Raw genomic sequence first — 22,773 nt, forward strand, 5'->3', positions numbered from 1 at the left:
CGCTCGCGCGCACCGTCAGCCAACGACCGTCACCGGAGCGCCGAACCGGCGCTCGTCTGGCGTGATGCCCAGGCCGGTTCCGGACGGCAGGTCGATGTGGCCGTCGACGACCCTGAGGCCGCCCTCGGGGGCGTAGTGGTCACCGAGGTACGGCTGCGCGATCCACACGCCTTCGTTGAGCCGTGGATGCACCGTGGCGCCGATGTGGGTGCAGGCCGCCGCGATGACGTCCCCGCCCCACGCGTCGTCGCACGTGTGCGGCAGCGACCGCGCCTCGCAGATCCCGCGCACGGTCGTCATCGGCAGCAAACCACCGAGACGGGTGACCTTGAGACCGAACCCGTCGCAGAGGTTGGACCCCACTGCTCGCAGCACGGCGTTGACGTCCACTGTGGTCTCGTCGAGGTAGATCGCGTGCTCGATCCGGTCACGGATTCCGTGCAGTTCGTCCATGGTGCGGGTGGGCTGCTCGAGGATGAACGGAATGTCGCGGCACTCGCGGCTCAGCCGCAGCACGTCCCGCGTCACCAGCGAGCGGTTGGCGTCCACCGCCAGCCGCACGCGCCCGCCTACCCGTTCCCACACCTTGCGCACGACCTCGATGTCGACGTCCACGGGACGGTTGCCGATCTTCACCTGCAGGCGCGGATAACCCTCCTTCGCGCGCTGGTGGGCCTGCTCGGCGACCTCATCGGGTTCCCCGACGCTCAGCGCGTAGTACGACGGCACACGTTCGGTCTGCACTCCGCCGAGCAGGTCGGCGACGCGCACGCCGAAGTGCCTGCCCGTGATGTCGTGCGCGGCGATGTCAATGGCGGCCTTGGCGTACTCGTGGCCGTCCAGCAGCGCGTTCATGCGGCGGTGCAGGCTGAGGATCTGGGTGGGGTCCGCGCCGATCAGGCCCGGGGCCAGCTCGGCCAACGCCGCCTGCGCGCCGGCCGCGTGGTGTGGCTGGTAGACGGGGCCGACGGGGCAGGTTTCGCCCCAGCCGACCAGGCCACTGTCGGTGACAACCTTGACCAGGGTGGTCTCCAGCGTGGTGAGTTCGCCGACGGACATCCGGTAGGGCCCGTGGACAACGGGAATCTGGTGCGAGTAGACGGCGATCTCGGAGATCTTCACGCGCTCTCCCTCAGCTGATGGCGGTCGTGGGTGGGGGCCGTCAGACCCGGCGGGCGCGGTCCAGGTGCGACCGCGCGATCTGCTCGAGGTGAACCAGATCGCCCTCGATGCTGATGAAGTCGAAGCCGAGGGCCAGGCGCGCTGCCGCGGTGTCCCCGTCGTCGGCGTGGATGCCCACCGCCTTGCCCGCGGCGTGTCCGGCGCGCAGGATGCGGTGCAGCGCCGCGTCCCGGGCCTCGACGGCGGCCGGATCGTCGGGGTGGCCGCCGCCGATCGCGAGCGTGAGGTCGTACGGGCCCACGTAGAGCGCATCGACGCCGGGCACGGCTGCGATCTCCGCCACGTTGTCCAGGCCCGCCGCGGTCTCGATCATCACGGCCACCAGCGTCGTGTCGTTCACCACCGCAAGGTCCGAACCGCGCCGCAGCTCGGAACGCATCGGCCCGTACGAGCGGCGCCCCAGCGGCGGGTACTTCGCGTTCCGCACCGCCTCGCGCGCCGCCTCCGCGTCGTCGATCATCGGCACGATCACGCCGGCCGCGCCGGCATCGAGTGCCTGGCCGATGCAACGCGGGTCGTTCGCGGCCGTGCGTACGAGCCCCACCGTGGGGCGCGGACCCAGGGCGCCGCCCGCATCGATGGCCATGAGGCCGTCGCGGATGCCGCTGTAGCCCATGAGCCCGTGCTGCTGGTCCAGGCACAGGTAGTCGAAGCCGGTCCGCGCCAGCCGCTCGGTCATCACGGGCGAATCGGCCAGCAGCCAGTACCCCACGAGCGGCTCGCGCTCGCGCACGCGCCGTACGAAGTCCGCGACCGGCGTCGCTGACTGGTTCGCCCTCGTCAAGTTTCCTCCTCGTCGTGGTCCGTGCGGCCAGCGCCCGGCCGCTGGCCGCACGGTGTCGGTGGGCTCAGGCGCGCTCGTTCACGCCCGGCAGGGGCGCCAGGAGCATGGTCGAGGTGTCCAGGCGCTCGTTCGTGTCCTGGCCGGCGACCAGCTCTCGGGCCTCCGCCCTGCTGGACACCACCGGGACCGAGCCGAGCAGCGGCCGCGAGGCGGTCTCGCGCATGCACAGGGCGGCGACGAGGGCGAGGGCGGAAAAGCCCATGACGTAGAAGGCGGGCGCATAGCTGTTCCCGGTCAGCTCCACGAGCAGCTGCGACACCAGCGGCACGGTGCCGCCGAACAGCGAGGCGGCGATGTTCTGCGTGAACCCGACGGCGCAGTACCGCGAGGCCGTCGGGTACAGCTCGGCCATGATGGCGGCGTTCATGCTCAGAAACAGCGTTCCCGGGATCATCACGAGTGCCAGCGCGACATACAGCGACCACGTGGTCCCCAGGTGCATCAGCGCGAACGCGGGAGTCAGCAGGATCAGGTTGCCGATGGCCGCCATGAGGTAGACCGGTTTGCGCCCGAGCTTGTCCGACATGCGTCCGAAGACCGGCAGCAGGATGGCCTGCAGGATGAGGATGGCGACGGTGGCGATCGCGGTGTGGACCGAGGCGATTCCGACTTCAACCTCGAGGTACGTGGGCATGTAGCTGGTCAGGGTGTACGACGACGCGCCGTCGGCACCGATGAGGGCCACGCCGATGAGGACCTGCGGCCAGTAGAGCCGCAGGACTCCGGACAGGTTGTGGCGCACGAAGATCGGGTCGACATCCTGCACCGCGGTTTTCTCCCGGGTGGCCTCGAAACTCGGAGACTCCGCGATGCGGCTGCGCAACAGCATCGCGATGATGCCGAGGACGAACGCCATGAGGAACGGGACGCGCCAGCCGCCGTTGAGCATGGCGTCCGGGCCCCAGAAGTGGGTGGCGATGCCGGTGGTCGCCGCGACGACGGCGGCACCTGCCGCGAATCCGAGCTGTGAGCCGCTGTTGAGCATCGAGGTCCAGAACCCGCGGCTGCGGTCCGGCGAGAACTCCGCGACGTAGGTCGCCGCGCCGGCGTATTCGCCGCCGGTGGAGAAGCCCTGCGCCATGCGCAGCAGGTAGAGCAGAACCACGGCCCAGCCGCCGATCGTGCTCGCCTCGGGCAGCAGGCCGATCAGCGTGGTGGCAGCGGCCATGAGCGCGATGGTGAAGAACATGACCTTGCGGCGGCCGATCTTGTCCCCGATCGGGCCGAGGATCATGCCGCCGAGGGGCCGGACCAGGAACGACACGGCGAAACCGAGCAGTGTCACGAGCAGGCCGAGCTGCGGGTCCATGCCCTCGGTGAACACCTTGGTCAGGGTGACGGCCAGGTAGCCGTAGACCCCGACGTCGTACCACTCGATGAAATTGCCCACCCCAGCACCGATTTGCGCGCGGACGAGCGCCGGTTTGTCGACGATGATGCAGTCCTCTTCGCGGAGCCGGCGCGTGCCCTTGCGGGCTCCGGAGCGGAGACTTCTGGGTGAATCAGACATCGTTGTCCCTCGTTTCTGGCGGTTGCCGCGAGTCAGCGTGGTGCGGCCGCGGCTTCGGGGTGGGGAGAGCCAGGGGCGCTTCCTTTGTGGCCGAACAGCGCGGGGAGCGGAGCCGGCTTAACCCGACAAGTGATCTCCGTGGTCGGGTCGGTCCCTTCGTCGCGGTGGCGATGAGCGAGAGGCGGCACGGCCGATACTTTCCGGACTCAGCGCGCGGCGATCGGGTCGAGGTGGGAGTCAGCGGCAGCCGCGTACTCGAAGCTCACCTCTCCCCACCCGGCGAAGCTGCCCGTGATGCGGTGTCCCGGCACCAGCTTCTCCGCCGCCAGGATGCTGCCCGGCAGGATCAGCTGGCCGGCCTTGAGCGTGACGTCGTACTCGGCGATGCGACGGCAGAGCCAGGCGAGCGCGCCGATGGGGTTGCCGTAGACGGCGTTGGTGTTGCCCGTGGCCTTGACCTCGTCATCGAAGCGCACCTCCCCGGGGGTATCGGCGAGGTTGACCTCGGAGAGCTTGCGCGGACAGCCACCGACGATCACGGCACCGCTGGAGCCGCAGTCGGCCAGCGTGTCGTAGATCCCGATGTTCCAGTTCCGCACCCGGGAATCGATGATCTCCAGGGCGGGGACGACGAAGTCGGTGGCGGCCATGATGTCCACGGCCGTGACGTGCGGACCGCCGACGTCCTTGTGCAGCACGAAGGCCGGCTCCACCTCGACGAACGGCTCGATGAACTCGTCAGCGGTGATCGTCAGGTTCTCCGGGCGGAACTGGCTGGCCAGCAGGTAGCCGTAGTCGGGCTCGTCCACACCGAACTTGGTCTGCATCGCCTTCGCGATGTTGCCCAGCTTGAAACCGGCGACCGCGTCCCCAGCAGCCACGCGCCGCCGGATGACCTCCTCCTGGGCGCGGAAGGCGTCCGCTTTGGTGGGGCCGTCCGCTTCGTCAATGAGTTTGTCGACGGGGCAACGGGACTGCTGGGCCGCGATGATGCGCTCCGCGGTCTCGACGATGTTGATCGCCACGGTGAGAATTCCTTTGTTGGTTGGTGATTTCCGGACAGCGCCGGTCAGGTGCTGCGCTTGCGCTGGTCGCCCAGGTGCCAGATTCCGACGGCGGAGAGCAGCTCCCGCGGGTCCCAGACGACGGACTCGTCGGTGATCTTCCCGTTGCGGTGAGCCACGAAGGAGGCGCCGGTGACGGTGACCGTGCGGCCGGTCGGGGGAACGCCCATGTACTCGCCGGTGTGCGTGCCGGTGCTCTCCCAGTGGATCGCGACGAGGTTGTCGTCCTCGATGGCGCGCAGAATCCGCATGCTGAAGCCACTGAACGCGGCGTGCTGCTCCTCGATCTGGCGAACGACCTGTTGGATGGACTCCTCGCCGGACTTCGAGTGACGTACGTAGCCGGCGTCGACCAGCTTTTCGAAGGCGGCCGTGTCGCCGTTGCCCCAGGCCCTGGTCCAGGCGTCGGTGACGCGTTCGAGCATCGTGGTCATGACCGTCATGCCTTTCCGTCCGAGGCCGGGGTCGGCCACAGGGTGAATTCGCCGAACTTGCCGCCGCGGAACAGGAGGGCCTCGCCCTGTCCGGCGACGAGCTCCTCGATCGAGCCCACGATGACGTAGTGGTCGCCGGCCACGACCTCGGAGAGGACTTCGCAGTCGACCCAGGCGACGGCGCCGGGGATGCGCGGGGTCCCCAGCGGGCTCTCCTCGTACTCGATGCCGCGGAACTTCTCCTCGCCCTTGCGCGAGAGCGCGCGGCAGACGGGCAGCTGCTCGGTGGAGAGGATGTTCGCGGTGAAGCGCCCGAGGCAGCGCAGTGTCGGCCACGTGCTGGAGCTCTTGTCCACGCAGAAGGTGACCAGCGGCGGGTCCAGTGACAGGGACTGGAACGTGCCGACCACGAAACCACGCGGAGCGCCATCCGAGGTCAGGCCGGTGATCGCCGTGACGCCGGTGGGGAGCGCGCCGAAGACCTGACGCTGGACCGCCGGATCGATGGACGGAGGATTCCGCGTGACGACGACGGACATGATCGGTCTCCTTACCGTGCCTGACGAGTGGCAGATGCAGACGTGGTGCGGGCGGTGCCCAGCCGGTGATGAAGGCCGCGAATCCGCCGCTGGCCCCCGATGCGGGCCGCCCGGTCCGACCGGACGGGTAAGCCTCGTCGGCCCCTGACACGATGCGAATTCAGTTCGCTTACTGGTGATTGCGTTCAGATACTGCTTCGACGCCGGGCGCGTGTCAACACCCGAATCGATACCGAAGCCGGGGTCGCGCGCCCGCGGATGTCGGCCTGCACAGCCGTCTTCTCGTGAGTTCGCGCCCCATGCCCGCACCCTTGACGCGGACACACGGCCGGGGCACAATTGGCGCCTATAGTTCACTTATTGAACAACTCGTTCACTGTTCTTGTTCGGCCAGGTTCTCGCCAAGGAGGCGTGATGGGCGATCGTCCGCTCAAGCTGTTCGCTTTCGATGTTCAGGCCCCGGCGCATCTGACCGCCGGTTCGTGGCGCAACCCTGACGACCAGGGACACCGCTACACGGACCTGCGCTACTGGACCGACACCGCGAAGCTGCTGGAGGAGGCGTGCTTTGACGGTCTCTTCCTGGCCGACACCGTCGGCTACCACGACGTCTACGCCGGCGGGCCGGACGCGGCCCTGCGGGACGCCGCCCAGTTCCCGATCAACGATCCGACGCTGCTGGTGTCGGGGATGGCCGCGGTCACCGAGCACCTGAGTTTCGGGGTCACCAGCTCGCTGACCTACGAGCAGCCGTACTCGCTGGCACGCAAGTTCAGCACCCTGGACCACCTGACCGGTGGGCGGGTCGGCTGGAACATCGTGACCTCCTACTCCGACTCGGCCGCCCGGAACCTGGGGCTGGGCAAGCAGATTCCCCACGACGAGCGCTACAACCGCGCCGAGGAGTACCTGCAGGTCTGCTACAAGCTGTGGGAGTACTCCTGGCAGGACGACGCGGTGGTCCGGGACCCGGAGACGGCGACCTACATCGAGCCCAGCCGCATCCACCCGATCAACCACCACGGACAGTACTTCCAGGTGCCCGGATTCCACCTGTGCGAGCCGTCGCCGCAGCGCACCCCGGTGTTGTTCCAGGCGGGCACCTCGTCGAAGGGTGTCACGTTCGCGGGCACGCACGCCGAGGCGGTGTTCATCAACACCATGACGCCCGAGCTCACCCGCCGCAGCGTGGACAAGGTGCGTCAGGCGGCCGCGGCTGCCGGCCGTGATCCCCGCAGCATCAAGATCACCGCGTTGATCACGGTCATCGTCGCCCCCACCGACGAGCAGGCGCAGCAGAAGTACGAGTCCCACCTGCGGTCGGTCAGCTACGTGGGCGCCCTGGCGCGGTTCGCGGGGTGGACCGGCATCGACCTGTCCGGGTACGACCCGGACATGCCCCTGAAGTACGTCGAAACCGACGCCTCGCGGTCGCTCGTCGAGATGTTCTCCAAGGCCGACCCGAGCCGGACCTGGACTCCGCGTCAGATCGCCGAGTTCCTGGGCATCGGCGGCACCGGCGCGGTCGTCGTCGGATCGCCGCAGACCGTGGCCGCCGAGCTGCGCCGCTGGCGGGACGTGGCCGACATCGACGGCATCAACCTCAGCTACGCCAGCAAACCGGCCAGCTGGATCGACTTCATCGACCTCGCGCTGCCCGAGCTGCGCCGCCAGGAGCTCGTGCAGGACAGCTATGACCGCAGCGCGGTCACCCTGCGGGAGAAGCTCTACGGCGCGGGCCAGAACCTGACTCTGCCCGACCACCCGGCCTCCGCGCTGCGCGGCCGGCACACCGAGGCCCCGTTGACCGAGGCGAGTGCACTCGCCTGACGGCACCCCGTGTCGCAGGGTTGCCGCCATGTCCGCCGTCCGGGAGCGGAGCACCAGGACCACCGGGTGCTCCGCTCCCCGCGTTTGAACATGCCGGACGGCCGAGGACATTCCCATCAGCGCGGTTCTCCGGGGCCGCGGCGACCCCGACGCCGCCGGGCGCTGATGGTTCCACTGTGGACGAGCCCGGTGCGTCCCCCGGCCCTGCCGGGCAATGTCAGTCTTCGGCGTCAGTGGTCCACAGTGCGCTGGTCATTTGGTCCGCGGCAGCGCGCAGCCGGCTCACCGCCTGCGGAATCCTGTCCCGGCCGAACCGGTAGCGCGGTGCGTTGAGGTTGATCACGGCGACCAGCGCCCCGCCGGAGTCCCGGATCGGGCAGGACAGCGCGATCAGCCCTTCTTCGAGTTCGTTGTCGATCACCGCGTAACCCTGTTCGCGAACGTGCTCGAGCTCCCGGAAGAGGACGTCCCGGTCGGTGATCGTGTGCGGGGTGAACGCTTCGAGCTCGGCGGGCAGGAGCTCGTTGACCCGTTCGATCGGCAGTTCGGACAGGAGCACCTTTCCGCTGGAACTGGCGTGCAGCGGGTACTGCTGCCCGACCATCCGCGCCAGGCTGGACGACGTGGCGCCGACGACGTGCGACCCCTGTGCCTCCGCCACCAGATCGAGCCGGTCCGCGGAGTTGACCGCCGACAAGGTGATCGACTCGTTGAACTCGTCGGCCAGTTCCTGCAGGTAGGGCTGGACGCGGGCGACCAGGCCGGCGTAGGGGTCGGCCTTCTGTCCCAGGCGGGCGAGTTCCCACCCGAGGACGTAGTGGTTGCCGATGCGATCCACCATGCCCACCCGTTCGAGGCTGGTGAGCAGCCGGAACGCGGTGGGGCGCGAGAGGCCGACCGCCTTGGCCAGCGTCGATGCCGTGGCACCGCTCTTCTGCTGTATCGCAAGCTCCCGCAACAGGCGTACCGCCTTCAACACGGACTTGTTCAGCAGCTCCGCCGGCTCGGACGCCTCACCCATCGGCCACCCCTCAGTCCGCCTGTATTCCCTCGCTGCATCGCCCTGGAGTGTACATGCTGTCCAAATACTGAACGACATGCCGAGTGTTTGTCCTCGACGCTCGTCCCGTGTGCAGATTTGCCCCGCCTTGGCGCGTCATGCCGCTGCGGGCGAAGCCTGGCGGTGTGCTGGAGCGGGTGGGGCATACCGAAGCCGGGGGTAGACGCCTCGTCGTCACCAACTCCGACGCTGCGCATCGCAGCCGTCACCAACGGCACCGGTCCTGCCAAAGACTACGGCTGCGGACTCCTCACTCCGCACCACCACGCCGCGGCTGAGTTCCCCGGCGTGGATTGCGGAGCACGCGCTTCTGCTGCTGCAGCTTCCTGTTCCTGATGAACGTGGCGAAATCAGGGCGCACGGCAGCGCGGAACTCCTCACGCAGCTCAGCCAACCGCGGAGTCGTCCCGGAACTCGCAGCCGCGAGCAGCTCCTTGACAGTGCACGTGAGCATGACCCCCTGCCAACCCGCGTACACCACCAGCGTGCTGATGCCCAGCACGTCATCCCAGTCCACAAGCAGGTACCCCAGGACCTGCCGCAGCCACTCATCCACCGGCGGCACGGGACGCGTGGTGATCTTGACCTCGACCAGCGCATCACCGACGACGAGATCGGCAATGCCAAACCCACCAGCAATCTCGGGGGCCACGAGGACGGGAGCCCCCATGTCCCGGAACGTCTCACGCGCTTGCCCCGCGTACCGCGCCCATGCTTTGCCCAACGCGTCGCGCGCCTCGGGATCTTCCCCAAGGGAACGGTCTTCGGTATTCGTGATGAACCAGAATCGCCGCCGCTCGACCGACCAATCCGGGTGCTTGTGGGCCAGACCGCTGACCTCCATCAGGTCCAGGCAGGTCGTGAGGGCACCTTGTTCCTTCTCCTCGTCGACGCACTCCGATTCGGAGTTTCCGGGCACCCGTTCCCATTCCCACAGTAGTGGTTCACTGGTGGCACCTGCAGCTCGTGACGCACACCCGCTCTTCCGCTCCATGCCCACCGACGTCAGCAGCTCCACATACCGATCCGGAGGAAGGTAGGACAGCAACTCCGCAGGCTCAGGATGATGACCGAGATCAAGGCCAATCCGAAGTTCGAAAGCCCGCCCGACATCCTCCCACCGATCGCGCAAACCACACTCCGGCCCAGGGGAAGCCTGCAGCAACTCCCTCCAGCTGGCCTCGACATCACCAAGATGAGGCAAGTGACGCCTCAAGAACCTGGACAACGTGCTCGCCGGCCGTTGAGCCTGATCACCGATCGACATGTCCGCAGGATCCCAAAACCCAGCGACAACCCTCCAGCTCCCGACCACACAGACGGCGCAATCGCTCGTGCAGCAGGAACATGGTCGGTGGGGGACTGCGCACTCCTCGGTCTCCCACCGACGCCCGAGCGGTCGCAGTTCGGGGTGGCAGGTCGGGGACTGCCCCGCGACCGCTCGGTGCCTACACGGGTATCGGCACGTCCGCCTCGTGGCGGACGCCGTCGGTCAGGTACTCCTGCAGGCAGCGCAGGAGAGCAGCCGGCTCGGGAAGTTCCCAGCCGACGTCCACCGGCGTGACACGCCAGTTGTAGGAGAGGCGGTCGTCGATCGTCGGCAGAAGCGGCACGGAGAAGTTCCTGCCGCCACTGGACCAGTACCGCATCACCGAGGTCTCGGTGGCTGGGCCGCGGACTCGGCAAACAGGAACCAGGGGACTCGTCGGGTTGCGGCAATGGGGCCACGGCATCCTGTCGCAAGCAGCGCGGACGTCAAGGGGCAGCTTTCGGTATGCGGAGCCCAGGAGCTCCACACCCCAGGGGCCGCGGAAGCCCGTCTTCTTGATCGCATCGATGAGAACCCTGCGACGTCGAACTCTCCTTCGCCGCTGCAGAAGGTCCGTCCGGTGAACGTGTCCGCGATGATGTCGCCTTCGAAGTTCATTGGAGCATCGTTAAGTTCGATGTGGCCGATGTACTCACCGGGAGTGTCGCCGAGGGAGGCGATGCCGACTCCGGCGCGCACGAGGTGCCAGATGTCGATGAGGATCTTACCGGCGGGGTGGTTGGCCTTCTGAACGAACTCCGGTGCTTGTTGGGGGGTGGTGACGTTGACGAAGGGCATCGGCTCGAAGACCACTCGGGTACCCGCAACAGCGGCGTCCGTGGCGAGGGCGTAGAACTCCTCAGCCATGTGATCAGGTTCGAACGGCCCACCGGTGAAGTCGCCACCGACCTTGATGTGGCGGGCACCGACCGCCTCGGCGGCACGCAGCATGTTCGCGCGCTGCTTGTCGGCCCCCGCTACGAATAGCATGTGGAATATCTCTGCTGGGACCTCTGACTTTGCACCGCTGGCACTTGCGTGGAGGTGCAGCTGCGCGGCGCGGCCGCCTTCGTCCGCCTCCTGGACGCTGCCAACTATCGGTTCTACGGGCTGTAGGTTTGGTGGCCTCGACCGGCATGCCGGGGCGGCAAGAGCAAGCGGAATCGACGGCCGGTCGCCCTCGACCGCTACACGATGGCGCATGGAGTCCGGCACAGCGTCGCCACGATCGCCCTGCGGTCCGATGTGCACTTGAAGATCGTGAGCAGTCGGCTCGGCCACTCCACGGTGGCCTTCACCTTGGACAGCTACTCCGGAGGAGGCGTCCCGCCCTGCCCTGAACACCCGTGTGGCCCCTGTCCTTACTGGTCAGGGGCCACACGGAGGGCGTGGGCGATACTGGGATCGAACCAGTGACCTCTTCGGTGTGAACGGAACGGGGTGCATCTCACAGATCGCGTGAGTACGGCTGCATACCGGCTCTGACCTGCCCTAATGTCCCTGCGTGTTGCGCTCCGTCTCAGTTGTCGCGCCTGGTTCCGTGCCGTTCCAGGCACTGGTTTAGGCACCGAGCCACTGCACGAGAAGCAGGTGGACTTCCTGCTGCTCTTCGAGTACCAGGTAGATCACCTGACCTGCGTGGTCGTGACCGAAGTCCCAGCGGCGAACTGGACCGTCGGGATTGGCCTCGTGCAGGGGCTTGCCATTCCAGGGGGTGAGTTGGAACACGTCGAGCACGCTGGCGTAGGCGGCCAGGGCGTCGTCCGGCAGCGCGGCGACCTGGGCCAAGACGGCCATGTCGGGGACGAGTTGGTACACCTACCGGCCCAACCGCCGGCGGATCAGCGCCTGCATGTCTTCCAGCGACGCGGCGGCGGGGTTCTGGCCGGTGCTGGTGATCTGCTCGGTCTTGGCCAGCAGGCTGAAGTAGGTGCCGGGGGAGAGCTGTTCAGCGTGGGCGAGGTGACGCCACTTGTGCAGGAGCTCGAACACCTCGGTCAGATCGTGCGATGACTTCGCGCGATCCAGGGCGAGTTCCCATTCCGCATCGAACTCGGCGGCGACCCTTGGGGTTAGGCACGCGCGGATGGTCGCGGCGTCCGCTGGTGGCGGAACCGGGTTGGTGCTCGATGCTGGGTAGGGCGCAGCCACATGACCACCATATCCGTCGACGTCAACCAGGCCGCCAAGCTGAGAGGGGCTCCGAGCGCGTTCAGAGGGTATCAGGACGCCAGGGAAGTCGTTTCGCCGCCTCTACGGCGATCTGAGGGCGTTTTCGCAGGTGGCTGGCGTCAAGTCTCGGAAGTAAGGGTGTTCTGCACGACGCGAAGAGGGCCCGACAGACCCCGAGTCGAGTTGCTACAGGGCCTCGCCCAGCCCGGATGGCGGGGTTGTGGCCCGGTATGCCCGTGGAAGACTGCGCAGAAGTCATGGGAGAGGAGACCGCATTGATGGTCGACACGCGCGGCAAGGAGCTTGTGACGTGGGCGTTCGCCACCGCCGAGCAGAAACTCGCCGAAGCTCTACCCCGTCGATGGGCTCACGTGCAAGGTGTTGCCCGTCGTGCTCGGGAGCTCCGCCCCGTAGCAGGTAGTGAGGCCGACATCCTCGAAGCGGCTGCCGTTCTGCACGATGTCGGTTACGCCCCAGATATCGCCCACACCGGTTTCCACCCGTTGGACGGCGCGCGGTTTCTCCAGGAGCTCGGTGCTCCCGACCGAGTCGTCCACTTGGTTGCACACCATTCATACGCCGCACTTGAGGCTGAGTTGCGCGGCCTGGCGGCCGAGCTGGCGGAATATGACGACGAGGGTGGTGTGATTCGAGACGCCCTCTGGTGCTGCGACCTGACAACGACTCCGGACGGCGCATCCATTGCGGCGCGCGACCGAATTGCCGAGATCAAGCAGCGTTACGGTCCGGGCCACTTGGTGACCGAGTTCATCACCAATGCCGCTCCAGAGCTGCTTGCAGCGGTTGACCGTACGAAAGAGCGTCTCTCGGCTGCGACGGCGATCAGCTGAGGTACGGCTCTGCGCGCTCCTCAAGGGCGTGCTGAATGCGCAGGAGCATCGAGGGGTGAACGTTCAGCCGATCGATCTCTTTCGGTTCTACCCAATGCACCTGCCTTGATTCCGAACTCGTTCGCGGCTCTCCTCCGACCCTCTTGGCGTGGAAGACGATGGAGAATTCCTGTCGCACTTCACCATCGTCGTATGCAATTACATGCCGAGGGTCGGAGTAGATGCCGACGATTCCGGTCACTTCGACTTTGATGCCAGTTTCTTCCAAGACTTCGCGGATGGCGGCCTCGCGCGTGGTTTCGCCGATGTCCTGGGCTCCGCCAGGCACAGCCCACAGCCCGTTGTCCGTGCGTTCGATCATCAGCACGCGGCCAAGTTCGTCCCGTACGATGGCGGCGACGGCCACGACCAGGCTGTTCGCCGTGGGAGCGTGCGGATCGTCGTAGTAGTCCTTCTTCGGCATGCATCCTCCCTACCACATGTGCGGCCGAGCGCTCTCCCAAACGGCATCGAAGCTCTCCGCGTACGTCGTGAAGAGAGCGCCTGCCGAGAGCCTGCGAAGATGCATCGCTGGGGCATGAGAGGCGATCTTTCCGTACACGTGAGGATTGACGATCATCTCGTCATCGAATCGGTAGATCGAGTTGTACAGGACGGTTCCATGGGTGCGAACTTCGACACCAGGCACGTTTGCGAGTGGGCGAAAATGAGCGAGAGCGTGGTCTATCTTCGCTGAGATCGTGTTCCGTCCGATTCCCTCGTCCAGGCTCCGCTGAATCACTGCGTCGCTATTTCGATCTCCGAACAGGAGTCGTATCTTGGCTCCATCCGCTGTCGGTCGCCGAGCGCGGCGTGTGTCACGGCGAAAAGCGATGCCATCCATGCTTGTGCCGCTGGTGGTGCGTCCTTGAGGTGGGACTGGGCGCGGTGCAGCAGTCGCAGCTCCTGGTGTGGGTCGCCGGATTCGGTTGCGTAGTACGCCCGAGGCTGGCCGTCATGTAGGCCACCAGCAGCGGGTTTTGGGCCGCTTCGGCATTGTGGATGCTTTCGACGTAGCGTCGACGGGCTGTGGCGGCATCGCATCGGTCGGCGGCCAGCCACGCGGACAGGCGGCGATCTCGCTGAGGGCGGCGTAACCGCGTGTCGTGCGGAGCGGGCCCGTCACGACCTTGGTGGCGAGGGTGAGGTGTTCCTCGACCGCTGGAGTGAGGTCGGGTGTGGGCATGGACGACTCCATGCGCCGGTAGTGCTCGATGGGACCGGCGACCGTGGCGACAAGCTCGTCTGCGTGAGCGAACTCACCAGGGGCTTGCCGTGCGACAAGCGCGCCGGCGACGCTCCCTCCGAGCGCTTTGATGAAGGTCTTGCGGTCCACGTCCTCACTTCTACCCCGGCGGGGGCGGCGGAAACCCAGCGCGGCGTCGGTGTCGGCCCCGAGGATGTCGCGAAGTGCGGCGCGGTAGTGGGCCGCTGGCCAGCGGACGACGCCGCGTTCCCATTTTCCGACGTGGTTGGCATCGACCGCGGTGATCTTGTTCGAGGTTCGGTAGGCGTGCTCGTTGACCAGGTCCGCGAGTTCCTTGCGCGTCATCGGAGCACCCGGTGTTGACGGTGATTCGATGCGCTTACGGGCCGCTCGCAGCAGGTCATTGGTCTCTGGCACGTCCGCTCCCTGATTAACACCGTGCTGGCTCTGACTGTAACCGGTCGACTACCGACAGGGAAAGCGAAGTTTCCCCATTTTCCCCTTGCCTTCCCCGCTGCGTTCTGCCCGGCAGAGTCGTGTGGCGAGCAGGCTTGACGAAGTCGGGGGCTGCTGCGAAGCGTTGGCCGGAGCACTGTGGAGTCGAAAGAAGACGATGGCAGCGACGAGCGGCGCTTTTGTCGGCGTTGTGGGTCGCCTGCTGTGATCGGATCGACGTGGGTGGATTTACGGGGCGTGGTGCACATCCAAGAGGGTGCCGTCACGGCTTGGGGGATCCCGGTTGAGCCCGTGGCCTCGCTGCCGCAGTCTGAAGGGTGCGCAGCGTGTGTCGCCGAGGTCATTCGGCGTCCGGCGCGTCGCGGTGTTTCGAGTTTGCGGCTGCGACTGGAGCGATGTCGCAGCGTTGGGTGATCAGTGCCGGTGAGACGCGGTGGCACACCGTCATCGGCTGCGACGCCGTGGGGTGGTCACGGCCTGCGGTCATCGCCCTCGTGGACGGGTCCACGGCCGGAGCGGACGGGTGCCACCACGGGGCGATCGGCACATCAGCCTGTCGAGCCAACGCGACCTGTGTGAGGGGTGCCTGTTCACGGCGCGTTTCACAGCGCAGCGGTCGCCTCGTGCCGTTGCGAGGTAGCTGGGGCACCCGATTCATCGGCCTGTCCTAGGTCACGAAGCCCAGATGCTCCTGCCCTAGCACGGTTAGGGTGCCGGACTTCCTGCACCCATGGGCGCATTCGGTTCGTCGAGGGTTGGATGCGATGCTTGTTCCATTCCGGTGACGTCAGCACGTATCGCCCCGGGTCGCCCAGCTCCTGAACTACGGTGCTGCTGGTGCAGTGAACCCGAAGTCGAGAACGGAGTCGTATGACCGACGGGTTTCGCGTCGACCTACCCGCGTTGACCCGAGCTTCAGAGGGGGTGAACAAGACTGTCGAGTCGGTTTTGAGGCAGCCGGTGAGCGACATTGACTGTCCGGCGGAGGCGTTCGGGCATGGTCGGCTGGCGACGACGGTGGCTGAGTTCTGTGAGCGCTGGGATGAAGGCGTGTCCAACCTGGCCGACGACGGAGCGGAGATCGCTGCTCGTCTGGCGCAGTGCGTCGAGGTCTACCGACGGACCGACGAAGCGGTCCACGCTCACTTCAACGGGATCGTGCAGCGCGCGACGGGAGAGGACCCAGCGGCGCAGTGACGCCCGAACTCGGAACAACCAACGACCCCAAGGCCCTCGTACCCGGCGACCCGGACGCCGTGCGCGCCACCTCAGCGGCGATGATCTCCTACGGCGATGCGCTGCACGAAGCGGGCGATGGGCTCAAGCGCATCAACACCGCCGAGGGTTGGGACGGCCAGGCCGCTGACCAGTTCCGCGACGCCTTCGACGGCGAGCCGACCCGGTGGCTGGAAGCAGGGGACGCCTTCCACCACGCGGCGGGCGCGCTGGACCACTACTCCGGCACCCTGACCTGGGCGCAGAACGAGGCGGCCTCGGCGATCCGGTTGTGGAATGAGGGCGAGGCCGCTACCCGCGCAGCTCAAGTCGAGCACGCCCGCGCCGTCGACCAAGCGCAGCAGCAGGCCCCGCCCGGGGCACCGGTCACCCTCCCGTTCCACGACCCCGGTGAGGCCAAGCGGCAGGCTGCCCGCGACATGCTGGCGCGCGCTCGCCGCCAGTTGGCGGCCGCGGGCGAGCAGGCCGCCGATGTTGTCGGCCGCGCGCGGGACAAGGCTCCCGAGAAGAGCTGGCTGGGGCAGGCCCTGGATACCACGGGTGATGCGGCGGGCACCGCGGTCAACGCGGTGGCCTCGTTCGGCAACGCCGCCGTGCAGCACCCGGAGTTGCTGGCTGGGCTGGTGGGCGGCGCTGCGTTGACGGCTGTCAGCTCGATCGGCATGGCCGGGGGCGTGGCGCTGGACGCCACCGGCGCGGGCGCACTCGCAGGCGGCCCGCTGACCTACGCCTCGGGCGCGGGCATCGTGACCGGTGCCGGGATCATCGGCTCCGCGGCTATGGCGTTGGGCGCCGAAGCCGCGGGCGATGACGAAGTCGAGGTCATCGACACCACCGACGAGCCACCTGCCCCGGCGCTACCGTGGGAAGACCCCGTTGTCCAGGAGAAACTTCCGGACGAGTGGGGAGAAGGCCGCCCGAACAACAAGGGTGTTGGCCATCGCTGGCAGGACCCTACCAACGAGGGCAACGGTGTCCGAATCGACCAAGGGAACCCGAACAACTCCCAACCCACCCAGCAGGTCGACCACGTCATCGTCAGAGACAATGGCAAGGTGATCGGGCGCGATGGCCAACCGATCCCAGGTGCCATCCGGGACTACCCTGAGCAATCACACATTCCGCTTAGTGAATGGAAGACGTGGAAGCAGTGGAATCACCCGTAGACCCGATCCGCTTTCCGGACATGCGAGCTGAAGTCGTCCTCGCGGTCAAGTCCCTCGCAGACCCGGACTACCAGCAGCGCGTCTGGATCCGGCACGAGTACCCCCACGAGGGCTTCTACGACGACTTCACCCAGAACGTGCACATCCTCTTCGACGACACGTGTGTCTTGCCTGAGCCGCACCAGCGAGTCGGGAGCGTCCTCTTCCCGAACGAGGTCGACGTGATGAAGGCGCTTGGCGATGTGCTCGATCCGCTCATTGACGAGCTGGGCGACGCCAGCGACGCCCAGTACCTCGCGCATCCGCAGTGGACAGAAGTGGTGCATAGGGCCAGCAACGCGTACCAGGTGCTTCACGCGAACGATCAACGGTAAGACGCCACGTTTCGACGGATGTGTTGATACCGAAAGGGCACGCGCACGCGGCGATCCTATGGCTGTTGCCATGCGTCCTTACCTCTCCGCTCCGGAGCATCACCCATTTAGGGTATTGCTGTTGCCAATCTGGAGACTCCCAACGTGTTCGCTGATCGACCGGACCGTTCACACCAGAGCTCACGTGCCTGGTCAACACCGGGGGTACTGCATGGAAAACGGCGACATCGTCCCATACAGCTCGTCTAGCCCTGTCGCTAGCGCTCAGATAGAGCAACGCGTCAGGTTTTTTCAGTACAAACCGGACATCGTGGCGACCTGGTGTCGCGTCGCCCACGCGATCCAGCGTGCCGACGCCGACACCGTCACAGCCGCCTGCGGAAGGGCCTTCTACGCCCACCAGGTCGAAGAGTGCGCACCGCCAGACCAAGCCCCCGGGGTTTGTGATCTCTATGGCGGCTGTGTCGATCTGTCAGGGGTCCCGCCCAGGTAGGCTCATCTCTTAATAGCCCCGTTCGGCGAAAACCCGACACGAACGATGGCCACACCTGATCGTGTCCGGACATGGACGCCGAACGACGGCATCCGGTGAGGCGGCGCAGTACGTGCCCCTTCGAAAGGCCGATCAGAAGGTCGGTTTGCGCAGTTCTGCAAGGCGGTCGCCAAAGTCCCGTTCGAACTCCCGCAGCAGCGCCGCGCCTTTCTCAGCGCTGGCCTTCGACGGTTCGCCAATCACGCCCGTGTTCGTGTAGGGCCGCATGCCGTGCAGCAACAGGTCAGGTCGGATGTCTGCGCGATGGTCGGCACCTCGGTAGCCCTCGCCGACGAGCTCGGGGAGCGCATGCAGCAGGATGCTCGTCTCACCTTCGCCAGCGTGCATGTCTTGGTGCGCAGCCAGATCACACCCAGCGGCCTTTCGGGCGCGATCCCACGCCCCGCTGCCGGGGTAGAGCAGGATGCGGCGTGACGGGGAGACTGACGCTTCTTGGGCGACGTGCGACAAAACGTAGTTACCGCCGTGACCGTTGATGATCGCGAGCCGTTGGATGCCTTGCCGTTCGAGAGAGTCGGCGATATCGGTCACAACCGCACTGAGTGTGGTGGCCCTGATGGAGACGGTGCCGGCCAAGCCTGGCAATCCTTCGTGCTCGTGGGAGCACGAGATCGTGATTGGCGGGAGCAGCAGCAGTCCGTAGGCGTCGGCGAGGCGTGTGGCGATGATGTGAGCGATGAGAGAGTCTGTTGCCAGTGGAAGGCAGGCGCCGTGCTGCTCGAAGCTGCCGACCGGCAGCAGCGCGACGTCGGCGTTGAGGCGCTGGGCGTCGGCTGCGGTGATCGTGGGAAGCAGGTACACGGCATGGGTTCCTTACTGCGAGAGGATCGATCGGATTCGGTCGGAAAGTTCGGTGGCTTCATGCTGACGGCGCAGTGGCTGCAACGCCTTGCGGAGGAGATCGAGTTCGGCGAACGCGCGCGTGGAAATCGCTGCCTGGACAGCCTCTAGTGCTTGATGCCCGACTACACATGCAAGTTCAAGGTCGCCACTGAGAAGGTGAGCACGAGCCAACCGCGAGAGGCCGATACCGCGATCGCGAGCCTGGTTATCTGGCCATTGCTGTAGCGCTTCAGTCAGAAGAGCGATCGCCCGATCTGGTCGGCCCAGGCGTACCCATGCGGCTGCCCCTTCTGACTGCAAGTACGACGCTCCGCAGTATGGCGCGAGACCTGATGTCTCGGATCCGCTTACGACTTCGTCGAGGGCCTGGTCGATGGCGATCCCGGCGTCGCGTTCCCGCCCGGCGATCGCATGTGCGTTGGCCTGCTGACGCAAGGCAAGGGCGCGAAGGTCGGAAGTGATGGCCTCGGACACGGCGCTGTGCGCCAGCAGCAGTCCTTCAGCGGCGTGCCCCGTATCGGTGGCCACATTGGACCTACGCATCCAGATGTAGCTGCTCAGCAGCGGGTCTCCTGCCTCAGCTGCCAGGTCTGCGGCTTTTGATGACCAACTCGCGGCCGCGGCGTAGTCGCCGGAGTCCTGAGCGAGCCATCCTGCGAACTCGGCGTATCGAGCGCCGACGCGCGCGACCTCGATTCGGAGGCTCCCCGACGTCTGCTGCAGCATGCCCTCAAGTGTCCGCAGCTGCTCACGTACGGCCCCAACTGCCGCGAGCGGGCCAACAAGGGCATCCAGCTGCGCGTACTGGTCCAGCATGGTGACGTAGATGCGCAGCGTCTCGGGAGTGATTGCACCGCGGTATGGCACTGTCGGCGGCGGGTCGATGCCGTCGATGGGGGCGGCGCTGTCGTCGAGTCCCAGCGCCTCCTCGGGACAGTCGAGAACCCAGCACAGCAGCTTTCTGGACGACTCCTCAGGCACGTTGCGCCCGTTTTCCCACCGCGACAGCTTGACCCGTAGTGCGCTGCGGGTACTGGACAACCGCACACCGGCGAGAGGTGCCTGCCGCTCCATCTCGACCGCCAGCCGTTCTTGGCTCCACCCCTTCGCAAGGCGCAGCTCGGCGATTCGCGGCACCCGGATCATGCTCCTCTCACCTCACTGTTCTCGCAGGTCAAGTGCGCTCCCTGAGGGGTAAGTATGCGTTCCGCGTAGCGATCCGGCCAAGGCTGTAGCACTGTGGCGTGCTACAGGCTGCTACACGATGCCACATTCCGAAGACAGGGGTTGTTGCAGCACTGTGTGGGCATGCGGGTAGGTCAACTACGGGCTCATGCGGCAGCGACGGCTTCGAACGCTCGTTCCCACCACAGCGGCGGCGAACCAGCGGTCACACGCGTCAGTGACGCTGTCGCTTACTGGATCGTGCCGGTCGGGAACAGGCGTCGCCATGCGACGGAGCTGCGGCCGACCTCCCTCAGGCAGTTTGGTCGCTTTCGTGCCCTGTGCGGGTTCGATGCCACGGTCCCCGGGGCGACGCCGAACGACCGGATGCCCCGCAGCAGGCTCGTCACTGTTCGCTGCGTCGGCTGCGCAGCCGAGGTCGCGCGCAGGAATCTGCGTTCGGTGAGCTGGGACTACTAAGAGCACTCGGCCGGTGGAGACCCCTTCTTTTCCAGGACATTCGATGCTCCACCGATCACAACGTCCCCGCGTTCGCGCGCAGAACGCAGGGAACTCCCGGTCGGGGTGCCGAGACGGCGCGGCGGCATCCCGACCGGTTGTCACGCCAGCCATACAGACGAGGGAAGGCGACATGGCGGACAGCTACGCCATCAGAACGGTGGATTGCACGAATCAAGCCGGTCAGGACGCCAAGATCATCGTGACCAGGAGAGGCCGCACGATCGCGATACAGCTCGGCGAGGCCGTTGCGGTGCTCGACCCGGTGCAGGCCGAGGCGTTGGACCTCACCCTGCACGACCAGATCTCCGCGGTCAGTCGGCAGGCGCAGGAGGCGGGAGCATGACCGAACTCGTCACCGGCTGGCTCGCCGCGCTTCTGTTCGCTGTCGCGTTGGGCGGAGGCTTGTGGTGGTGGATTCTGCCGAACCCGGCAAAGGCGGATGCAGTGCTGCGGAAGACGGAGGGAAAAAGATGAGCCGCCCAATGCGGCGCGGGATGCGAGCCTCCGGCCCTGTGATCTCCCGCGCCCACCCTGTGATCTCGAACGCGGGGTCTGCGCACTGGGCGGCCAATCGAGACGGATCGTCAGTCATCCACCTGACGGCGAGCCCGGACGACGTAGCGCCGCTCTGCGGGTTCGTGTTCCCACCAGGAGCCACGGTCGACGTGTGCTACGGGTACCTTCCCGGCTGGTGGATGTATGGCTACGTCATTTGCTGGCGTTGCGAGACTCGTGTAGCCGTCGACCTCGACGAGATCGCCGAAGTTCGCAGGCCGCTCAGCGTCGACGAGCTACCGACCGCTGTCATCCCGGTCGTTCGGAGTGGGACGCTCCCAGTCGACGATGCGCCGACAGAGAGTATTCCGCTTGCTCCTGCTGAACCGGCGTCCATGTCCCCGGCTGCCGACACCATGGAAGCAGAAGGCGTGCCTGTCACCCATCGCTGTCCGTTGCGAGCGGCAACGTCCAGGGCCGATCGTCAGCAGTCAGAGGCCACAGTCGAGTTTGGTAATCCGCACGTCGATGCGACCCGACCGCGCCATACTTGTCCCGTGGCGGGCGACGGCTGCATCGTCGACGTACCCACCGACCTCATCCCGGTTATGTCGCATGGGACGAACCTGTTGGAGCTCGAAGCTCTGACCGCTCTGGGCTACGAGCTGGGACATGGGGTCGGCAGTGCCTGCCTGCCAGGGGTATCGACGAAGGCTACCGTCCGCGTCGAGGCGCCGAGCAACTCGCGTCGCGTGCTAGGGGAGGCGGCATGACGACGATCTCGGGTCGCCGTGGTTTCGTGGCGAGTTTGTCGCGGCCTGGAGGCGAAAACCCGGCCCCGCGTCAGACGGTGCGCTATCCGTGCCCCCCCGGGGACATGACTTCGGGATCACGTTCGCGGCCGAGGCCGCACCGCCGCCGATGTGGCGGTGTCCGCGCCATGGCGTCGAGTCTCGGGTGATTGATGGCCGGGCGGGGCCGGTGAAGGAGAAGAAGCCGCCGCGGACGCACTGGGACGTGCTGCGGGAGCGGCGCACTATTCCCGAACTGGAAAACCTCCTTAGAGAACGTCTGGAGATCTTGTGCAGGAAAAGGAGAATCCCTATACCAGCACGACAGCGTTCATGCCGTGGATTCAGGCGGTAACCCGGTAAGCGGCCTCGGTGTGGGGACCGGCGCAGTGTCCCCGCACCTTCCCTCTTTTTCGCTTCAAGGCAGTCAAAACTGGAACAGCATGCGATTCAAATGGTGGCGATGGCTCCTGAGTGCTGTGGCCGTCTACATGTTCTTAGCTTTCGTACGCTACCAATTGGGGCAGCTCGATATGGTTTTCCCGCGCTTGCCGCACTATGAGTACGCGCTGCTCTCCCTTCCGAACGACATCCACACGCTGCTAACTGGCGAACCTCCCTTTCTCATGGGTATCGGCTTCTGGGAACAGTGATGCCACGCAGATCTCCGTAATGCGAATCCCACTGCAGCCCTGAGGATTCCTGGCCGGCTGTTTCCGCGGGAATGTCCCCACAGGTCTTCGAGATGTTCGTGGAGCTACGGATCGCCAAAGCACGTCGGCTCAACTCTGTGATCGCAGTCCGTCAGATATTGCCGCCAGCTACTTACAAGCTGTACTTTGCCGACGGCAACTTCGTGGCGGGTCGAACAAAGGCAAAAATACTCATGAGAGACAAGAACTAGGGGGATGAACTAGGGGGATGGGAGTGTGGCCGTTCAGCCAACCGAAGATGGTCGATGGCCAGTCGCAGGCCGCTTTCGGTTGGCTCAGTGTCGACGCGTATCAGGCTGACTACGAGGCCAGGTTCGCGGGTTCAGCCGGTCACGACTCATGGAAGCTGGAACGTCGACAGCACTTCCGCGAGCCGGGGAATCCCAGCTGGGAAGCGTTCGCCCGGCACGACTGGCCGG

Annotated in this window: 28 protein-coding genes and 1 pseudogene; 12 read left to right on the forward strand and 17 right to left on the reverse strand. The window is 66.3% G+C overall.

Annotated elements, in window-relative coordinates:
• Window positions 1–15: 15 nt before the first annotated feature.
• The 6 genes from IEY17_RS06000 to IEY17_RS06025 all read right to left on the reverse strand — a co-directional run bounded on the left by IEY17_RS06000 (window position 16) and on the right by IEY17_RS06025 (window position 5,573).
• Window positions 16–1,122 (reverse strand): mandelate racemase/muconate lactonizing enzyme family protein, encoded by a 1,107-nt coding sequence (locus IEY17_RS06000; RefSeq protein WP_188986229.1) that lies wholly within the window; start codon window positions 1,120–1,122, stop codon window positions 16–18.
• Window positions 1,123–1,162: 40 nt separating this feature from the next.
• Window positions 1,163–1,966: an HpcH/HpaI aldolase family protein gene (locus tag IEY17_RS06005; RefSeq protein ID WP_229679864.1), complete on the reverse strand. Its 804-nt coding sequence runs from the start codon at window positions 1,964–1,966 to the stop codon at window positions 1,163–1,165.
• 64 nt (window positions 1,967–2,030) lie between these two features.
• Window positions 2,031–3,536, reverse strand: a complete 1,506-nt coding sequence (locus IEY17_RS06010; protein ID WP_188986230.1) for an MFS transporter — start codon at window positions 3,534–3,536, stop codon at window positions 2,031–2,033.
• 206 nt (window positions 3,537–3,742) lie between these two features.
• Complete coding sequence (locus tag IEY17_RS06015) at window positions 3,743–4,561, reverse strand: 2-keto-4-pentenoate hydratase (protein WP_188986231.1); 819 nt, start codon at window positions 4,559–4,561, stop codon at window positions 3,743–3,745.
• A 44-nt stretch (window positions 4,562–4,605) separates the two neighbouring features.
• The gene (locus IEY17_RS06020; RefSeq protein WP_229679865.1) at window positions 4,606–5,043 is read right to left on the reverse strand and encodes an ester cyclase; all 438 of its coding nucleotides are present in this window, start codon (window positions 5,041–5,043) and stop codon (window positions 4,606–4,608) included.
• Window positions 5,040–5,573 carry a flavin reductase family protein gene (locus IEY17_RS06025; protein WP_188986232.1) on the reverse strand — a complete coding sequence of 178 codons (534 nt, stop codon included), beginning with the start codon at window positions 5,571–5,573 and terminating at the stop codon, window positions 5,040–5,042. The genes IEY17_RS06020 and IEY17_RS06025 overlap by 4 nt, the downstream gene beginning before the upstream one ends.
• A 414-nt stretch (window positions 5,574–5,987) precedes the next feature.
• On the opposite strand from IEY17_RS06025, the gene IEY17_RS06030 reads away from it, so the two are divergent.
• Entirely contained in the window at window positions 5,988–7,403 is a 1,416-nt protein-coding gene (locus IEY17_RS06030) for an LLM class flavin-dependent oxidoreductase (protein ID WP_188986233.1), read from the forward strand.
• A 217-nt stretch (window positions 7,404–7,620) separates the two neighbouring features.
• Here the strand turns inward: IEY17_RS06030 and IEY17_RS06035 are convergent, their stop codons facing one another.
• Entirely contained in the window at window positions 7,621–8,424 is an 804-nt protein-coding gene (locus IEY17_RS06035; RefSeq protein ID WP_188986234.1) for an IclR family transcriptional regulator, read from the reverse strand.
• A gap of 83 nt (window positions 8,425–8,507) precedes the next feature.
• On the opposite strand from IEY17_RS06035, the gene IEY17_RS26015 reads away from it, so the two are divergent.
• Window positions 8,508–8,741, forward strand: coding sequence for a 3,4-dihydroxy-2-butanone-4-phosphate synthase (locus IEY17_RS26015; RefSeq protein ID WP_188986235.1), 234 nt, complete (start codon window positions 8,508–8,510; stop codon window positions 8,739–8,741).
• Here the strand turns inward: IEY17_RS26015 and IEY17_RS06045 are convergent.
• From IEY17_RS06045 to IEY17_RS06060, 5 genes are all read right to left on the reverse strand, one after another.
• Window positions 8,714–9,730 (reverse strand): hypothetical protein, encoded by a 1,017-nt coding sequence (locus IEY17_RS06045; protein WP_188986236.1) that lies wholly within the window; start codon window positions 9,728–9,730, stop codon window positions 8,714–8,716. The two genes, IEY17_RS26015 and IEY17_RS06045, sit on opposite strands and share 28 nt — an antisense overlap.
• Window positions 9,731–9,911: 181 nt before the next feature.
• Window positions 9,912–10,076, reverse strand: coding sequence for a hypothetical protein (locus IEY17_RS25225; RefSeq protein ID WP_229679866.1), 165 nt, complete (start codon window positions 10,074–10,076; stop codon window positions 9,912–9,914).
• A 35-nt stretch (window positions 10,077–10,111) separates the two neighbouring features.
• On the reverse strand, window positions 10,112–10,723 hold the full coding sequence (locus tag IEY17_RS25230) for a sugar phosphate isomerase/epimerase family protein (RefSeq protein WP_229679867.1): 612 nt from the start codon (window positions 10,721–10,723) through the stop codon (window positions 10,112–10,114).
• A gap of 609 nt (window positions 10,724–11,332) precedes the next feature.
• Window positions 11,333–11,590 (reverse strand): hypothetical protein, encoded by a 258-nt coding sequence (locus tag IEY17_RS06055; protein WP_188986316.1) that lies wholly within the window; start codon window positions 11,588–11,590, stop codon window positions 11,333–11,335.
• Window positions 11,591–11,923 carry a DUF6247 family protein gene (locus IEY17_RS06060; protein WP_188986237.1) on the reverse strand — a complete coding sequence of 111 codons (333 nt, stop codon included), beginning with the start codon at window positions 11,921–11,923 and terminating at the stop codon, window positions 11,591–11,593.
• 299 nt (window positions 11,924–12,222) lie between these two features.
• On the opposite strand from IEY17_RS06060, the gene IEY17_RS06065 reads away from it, so the two are divergent.
• Window positions 12,223–12,795: an HD domain-containing protein gene (locus tag IEY17_RS06065; RefSeq protein ID WP_188986238.1), complete on the forward strand. Its 573-nt coding sequence runs from the start codon at window positions 12,223–12,225 to the stop codon at window positions 12,793–12,795.
• On the opposite strand, the gene IEY17_RS06070 is transcribed toward IEY17_RS06065, so the two are convergent.
• The 3 genes from IEY17_RS06070 to IEY17_RS06075 form a co-directional block, all read right to left on the reverse strand.
• Window positions 12,788–13,258, reverse strand: coding sequence for an NUDIX hydrolase (locus IEY17_RS06070; RefSeq protein ID WP_188986239.1), 471 nt, complete (start codon window positions 13,256–13,258; stop codon window positions 12,788–12,790). The two genes, IEY17_RS06065 and IEY17_RS06070, sit on opposite strands and share 8 nt — an antisense overlap.
• Window positions 13,259–13,267: 9 nt before the next feature.
• Complete coding sequence (locus IEY17_RS25235) at window positions 13,268–13,678, reverse strand: DUF5919 domain-containing protein (RefSeq protein WP_229679868.1); 411 nt, start codon at window positions 13,676–13,678, stop codon at window positions 13,268–13,270.
• A gap of 111 nt (window positions 13,679–13,789) precedes the next feature.
• A complete protein-coding gene (locus tag IEY17_RS06075) occupies window positions 13,790–14,386 on the reverse strand; it encodes a hypothetical protein (protein ID WP_188986240.1) in 597 nt (198 codons plus the stop codon).
• A gap of 1,035 nt (window positions 14,387–15,421) precedes the next feature.
• On the opposite strand from IEY17_RS06075, the gene IEY17_RS06080 reads away from it, so the two are divergent.
• The 3 genes from IEY17_RS06080 to IEY17_RS06090 are packed head-to-tail and all read left to right on the forward strand — an operon-like array spanning window position 15,422 to window position 17,273.
• Window positions 15,422–15,694: a hypothetical protein gene (locus IEY17_RS06080; protein ID WP_229679869.1), complete on the forward strand. Its 273-nt coding sequence runs from the start codon at window positions 15,422–15,424 to the stop codon at window positions 15,692–15,694.
• Window positions 15,691–16,899 carry a WXG100 family type VII secretion target gene (locus tag IEY17_RS25240; RefSeq protein WP_229679870.1) on the forward strand — a complete coding sequence of 403 codons (1,209 nt, stop codon included), beginning with the start codon at window positions 15,691–15,693 and terminating at the stop codon, window positions 16,897–16,899. The genes IEY17_RS06080 and IEY17_RS25240 overlap by 4 nt, the downstream gene beginning before the upstream one ends.
• Window positions 16,866–17,273: an SCO4402 family protein gene (locus IEY17_RS06090; RefSeq protein ID WP_188986242.1), complete on the forward strand. Its 408-nt coding sequence runs from the start codon at window positions 16,866–16,868 to the stop codon at window positions 17,271–17,273. Before IEY17_RS25240 ends, IEY17_RS06090 begins: the two co-directional genes overlap by 34 nt.
• Before the next feature lie 625 nt (window positions 17,274–17,898).
• Here IEY17_RS06090 and IEY17_RS06095 read toward each other — a convergent pair.
• Together IEY17_RS06095 and IEY17_RS06100 are read right to left on the reverse strand one after the other, a co-directional pair.
• Window positions 17,899–18,627: a creatininase family protein gene (locus IEY17_RS06095; protein WP_188986243.1), complete on the reverse strand. Its 729-nt coding sequence runs from the start codon at window positions 18,625–18,627 to the stop codon at window positions 17,899–17,901.
• A 12-nt stretch (window positions 18,628–18,639) separates the two neighbouring features.
• Window positions 18,640–19,815 carry a helix-turn-helix domain-containing protein gene (locus IEY17_RS06100; RefSeq protein ID WP_188986244.1) on the reverse strand — a complete coding sequence of 392 codons (1,176 nt, stop codon included), beginning with the start codon at window positions 19,813–19,815 and terminating at the stop codon, window positions 18,640–18,642.
• 670 nt (window positions 19,816–20,485) lie between these two features.
• On the opposite strand from IEY17_RS06100, the gene IEY17_RS06105 reads away from it, so the two are divergent.
• The 6 genes and pseudogenes from IEY17_RS06105 to IEY17_RS25245 all read left to right on the forward strand — a co-directional run.
• Window positions 20,486–20,698, forward strand: coding sequence for a hypothetical protein (locus IEY17_RS06105; RefSeq protein ID WP_188986245.1), 213 nt, complete (start codon window positions 20,486–20,488; stop codon window positions 20,696–20,698).
• Window positions 20,695–20,829 carry a hypothetical protein gene (locus IEY17_RS25745; RefSeq protein WP_268240296.1) on the forward strand — a complete coding sequence of 45 codons (135 nt, stop codon included), beginning with the start codon at window positions 20,695–20,697 and terminating at the stop codon, window positions 20,827–20,829. The genes IEY17_RS06105 and IEY17_RS25745 overlap by 4 nt, the downstream gene beginning before the upstream one ends.
• A 38-nt stretch (window positions 20,830–20,867) precedes the next feature.
• The gene (locus IEY17_RS06110) at window positions 20,868–21,623 is read left to right on the forward strand and encodes a hypothetical protein (RefSeq protein WP_229679871.1); all 756 of its coding nucleotides are present in this window, start codon (window positions 20,868–20,870) and stop codon (window positions 21,621–21,623) included.
• A gap of 148 nt (window positions 21,624–21,771) precedes the next feature.
• A complete protein-coding gene (locus tag IEY17_RS26020) occupies window positions 21,772–21,996 on the forward strand; it encodes an RNA polymerase-binding protein RbpA (protein ID WP_373289847.1) in 225 nt (74 codons plus the stop codon).
• Between the two features lie 124 nt (window positions 21,997–22,120).
• Window positions 22,121–22,294, forward strand: a complete 174-nt coding sequence (locus IEY17_RS06120) for a hypothetical protein (RefSeq protein ID WP_188986248.1) — start codon at window positions 22,121–22,123, stop codon at window positions 22,292–22,294.
• Window positions 22,295–22,562: 268 nt separating this feature from the next.
• Window positions 22,563–22,773: pseudogene (locus IEY17_RS25245) on the forward strand (hypothetical protein); the annotation flags it as partial.

The sequence above is a fragment of the Saccharopolyspora thermophila genome (genome assembly GCF_014646075.1).
GTDB classification, from domain to species: domain Bacteria; phylum Actinomycetota; class Actinomycetes; order Mycobacteriales; family Pseudonocardiaceae; genus Saccharopolyspora; species Saccharopolyspora thermophila.

Bases quoted from the DNA above. Each gene is read 5' to 3' on its own strand.
- IEY17_RS25230 (WP_229679867.1), bottom strand. From the start codon at position 10,723: ATGCTGCGTGCCGCCGAGGCGGTCGGTGCCCGCCACATCAAGGTCGGT.
- IEY17_RS25745 (WP_268240296.1), top strand. From the start codon at position 20,695: ATGACCGAACTCGTCACCGGCTGGCTCGCCGCGCTTCTGTTCGCTGTC.
- IEY17_RS06070 (WP_188986239.1), bottom strand. From the start codon at position 13,258: ATGCCGAAGAAGGACTACTACGACGATCCGCACGCTCCCACGGCGAAC.
- IEY17_RS06075 (WP_188986240.1), bottom strand. From the start codon at position 14,386: ATGACGCGCAAGGAACTCGCGGACCTGGTCAACGAGCACGCCTACCGA.
- IEY17_RS06035 (WP_188986234.1), bottom strand. From the start codon at position 8,424: ATGGGTGAGGCGTCCGAGCCGGCGGAGCTGCTGAACAAGTCCGTGTTG.
- IEY17_RS06045 (WP_188986236.1), bottom strand. From the start codon at position 9,730: ATGTCGATCGGTGATCAGGCTCAACGGCCGGCGAGCACGTTGTCCAGG.
- IEY17_RS06105 (WP_188986245.1), top strand. From the start codon at position 20,486: ATGGCGGACAGCTACGCCATCAGAACGGTGGATTGCACGAATCAAGCC.
- IEY17_RS06090 (WP_188986242.1), top strand. From the start codon at position 16,866: ATGGAAGACGTGGAAGCAGTGGAATCACCCGTAGACCCGATCCGCTTT.
- IEY17_RS26020 (WP_373289847.1), top strand. From the start codon at position 21,772: ATGTGGCGGTGTCCGCGCCATGGCGTCGAGTCTCGGGTGATTGATGGC.
- IEY17_RS25235 (WP_229679868.1), bottom strand. From the start codon at position 13,678: ATGGATGGCATCGCTTTTCGCCGTGACACACGCCGCGCTCGGCGACCG.
- IEY17_RS06020 (WP_229679865.1), bottom strand. From the start codon at position 5,043: ATGACGGTCATGACCACGATGCTCGAACGCGTCACCGACGCCTGGACC.
- IEY17_RS06010 (WP_188986230.1), bottom strand. From the start codon at position 3,536: ATGTCTGATTCACCCAGAAGTCTCCGCTCCGGAGCCCGCAAGGGCACG.
- IEY17_RS06065 (WP_188986238.1), top strand. From the start codon at position 12,223: ATGGTCGACACGCGCGGCAAGGAGCTTGTGACGTGGGCGTTCGCCACC.
- IEY17_RS06025 (WP_188986232.1), bottom strand. From the start codon at position 5,573: ATGTCCGTCGTCGTCACGCGGAATCCTCCGTCCATCGATCCGGCGGTC.
- IEY17_RS06030 (WP_188986233.1), top strand. From the start codon at position 5,988: ATGGGCGATCGTCCGCTCAAGCTGTTCGCTTTCGATGTTCAGGCCCCG.
- IEY17_RS06100 (WP_188986244.1), bottom strand. From the start codon at position 19,815: ATGATCCGGGTGCCGCGAATCGCCGAGCTGCGCCTTGCGAAGGGGTGG.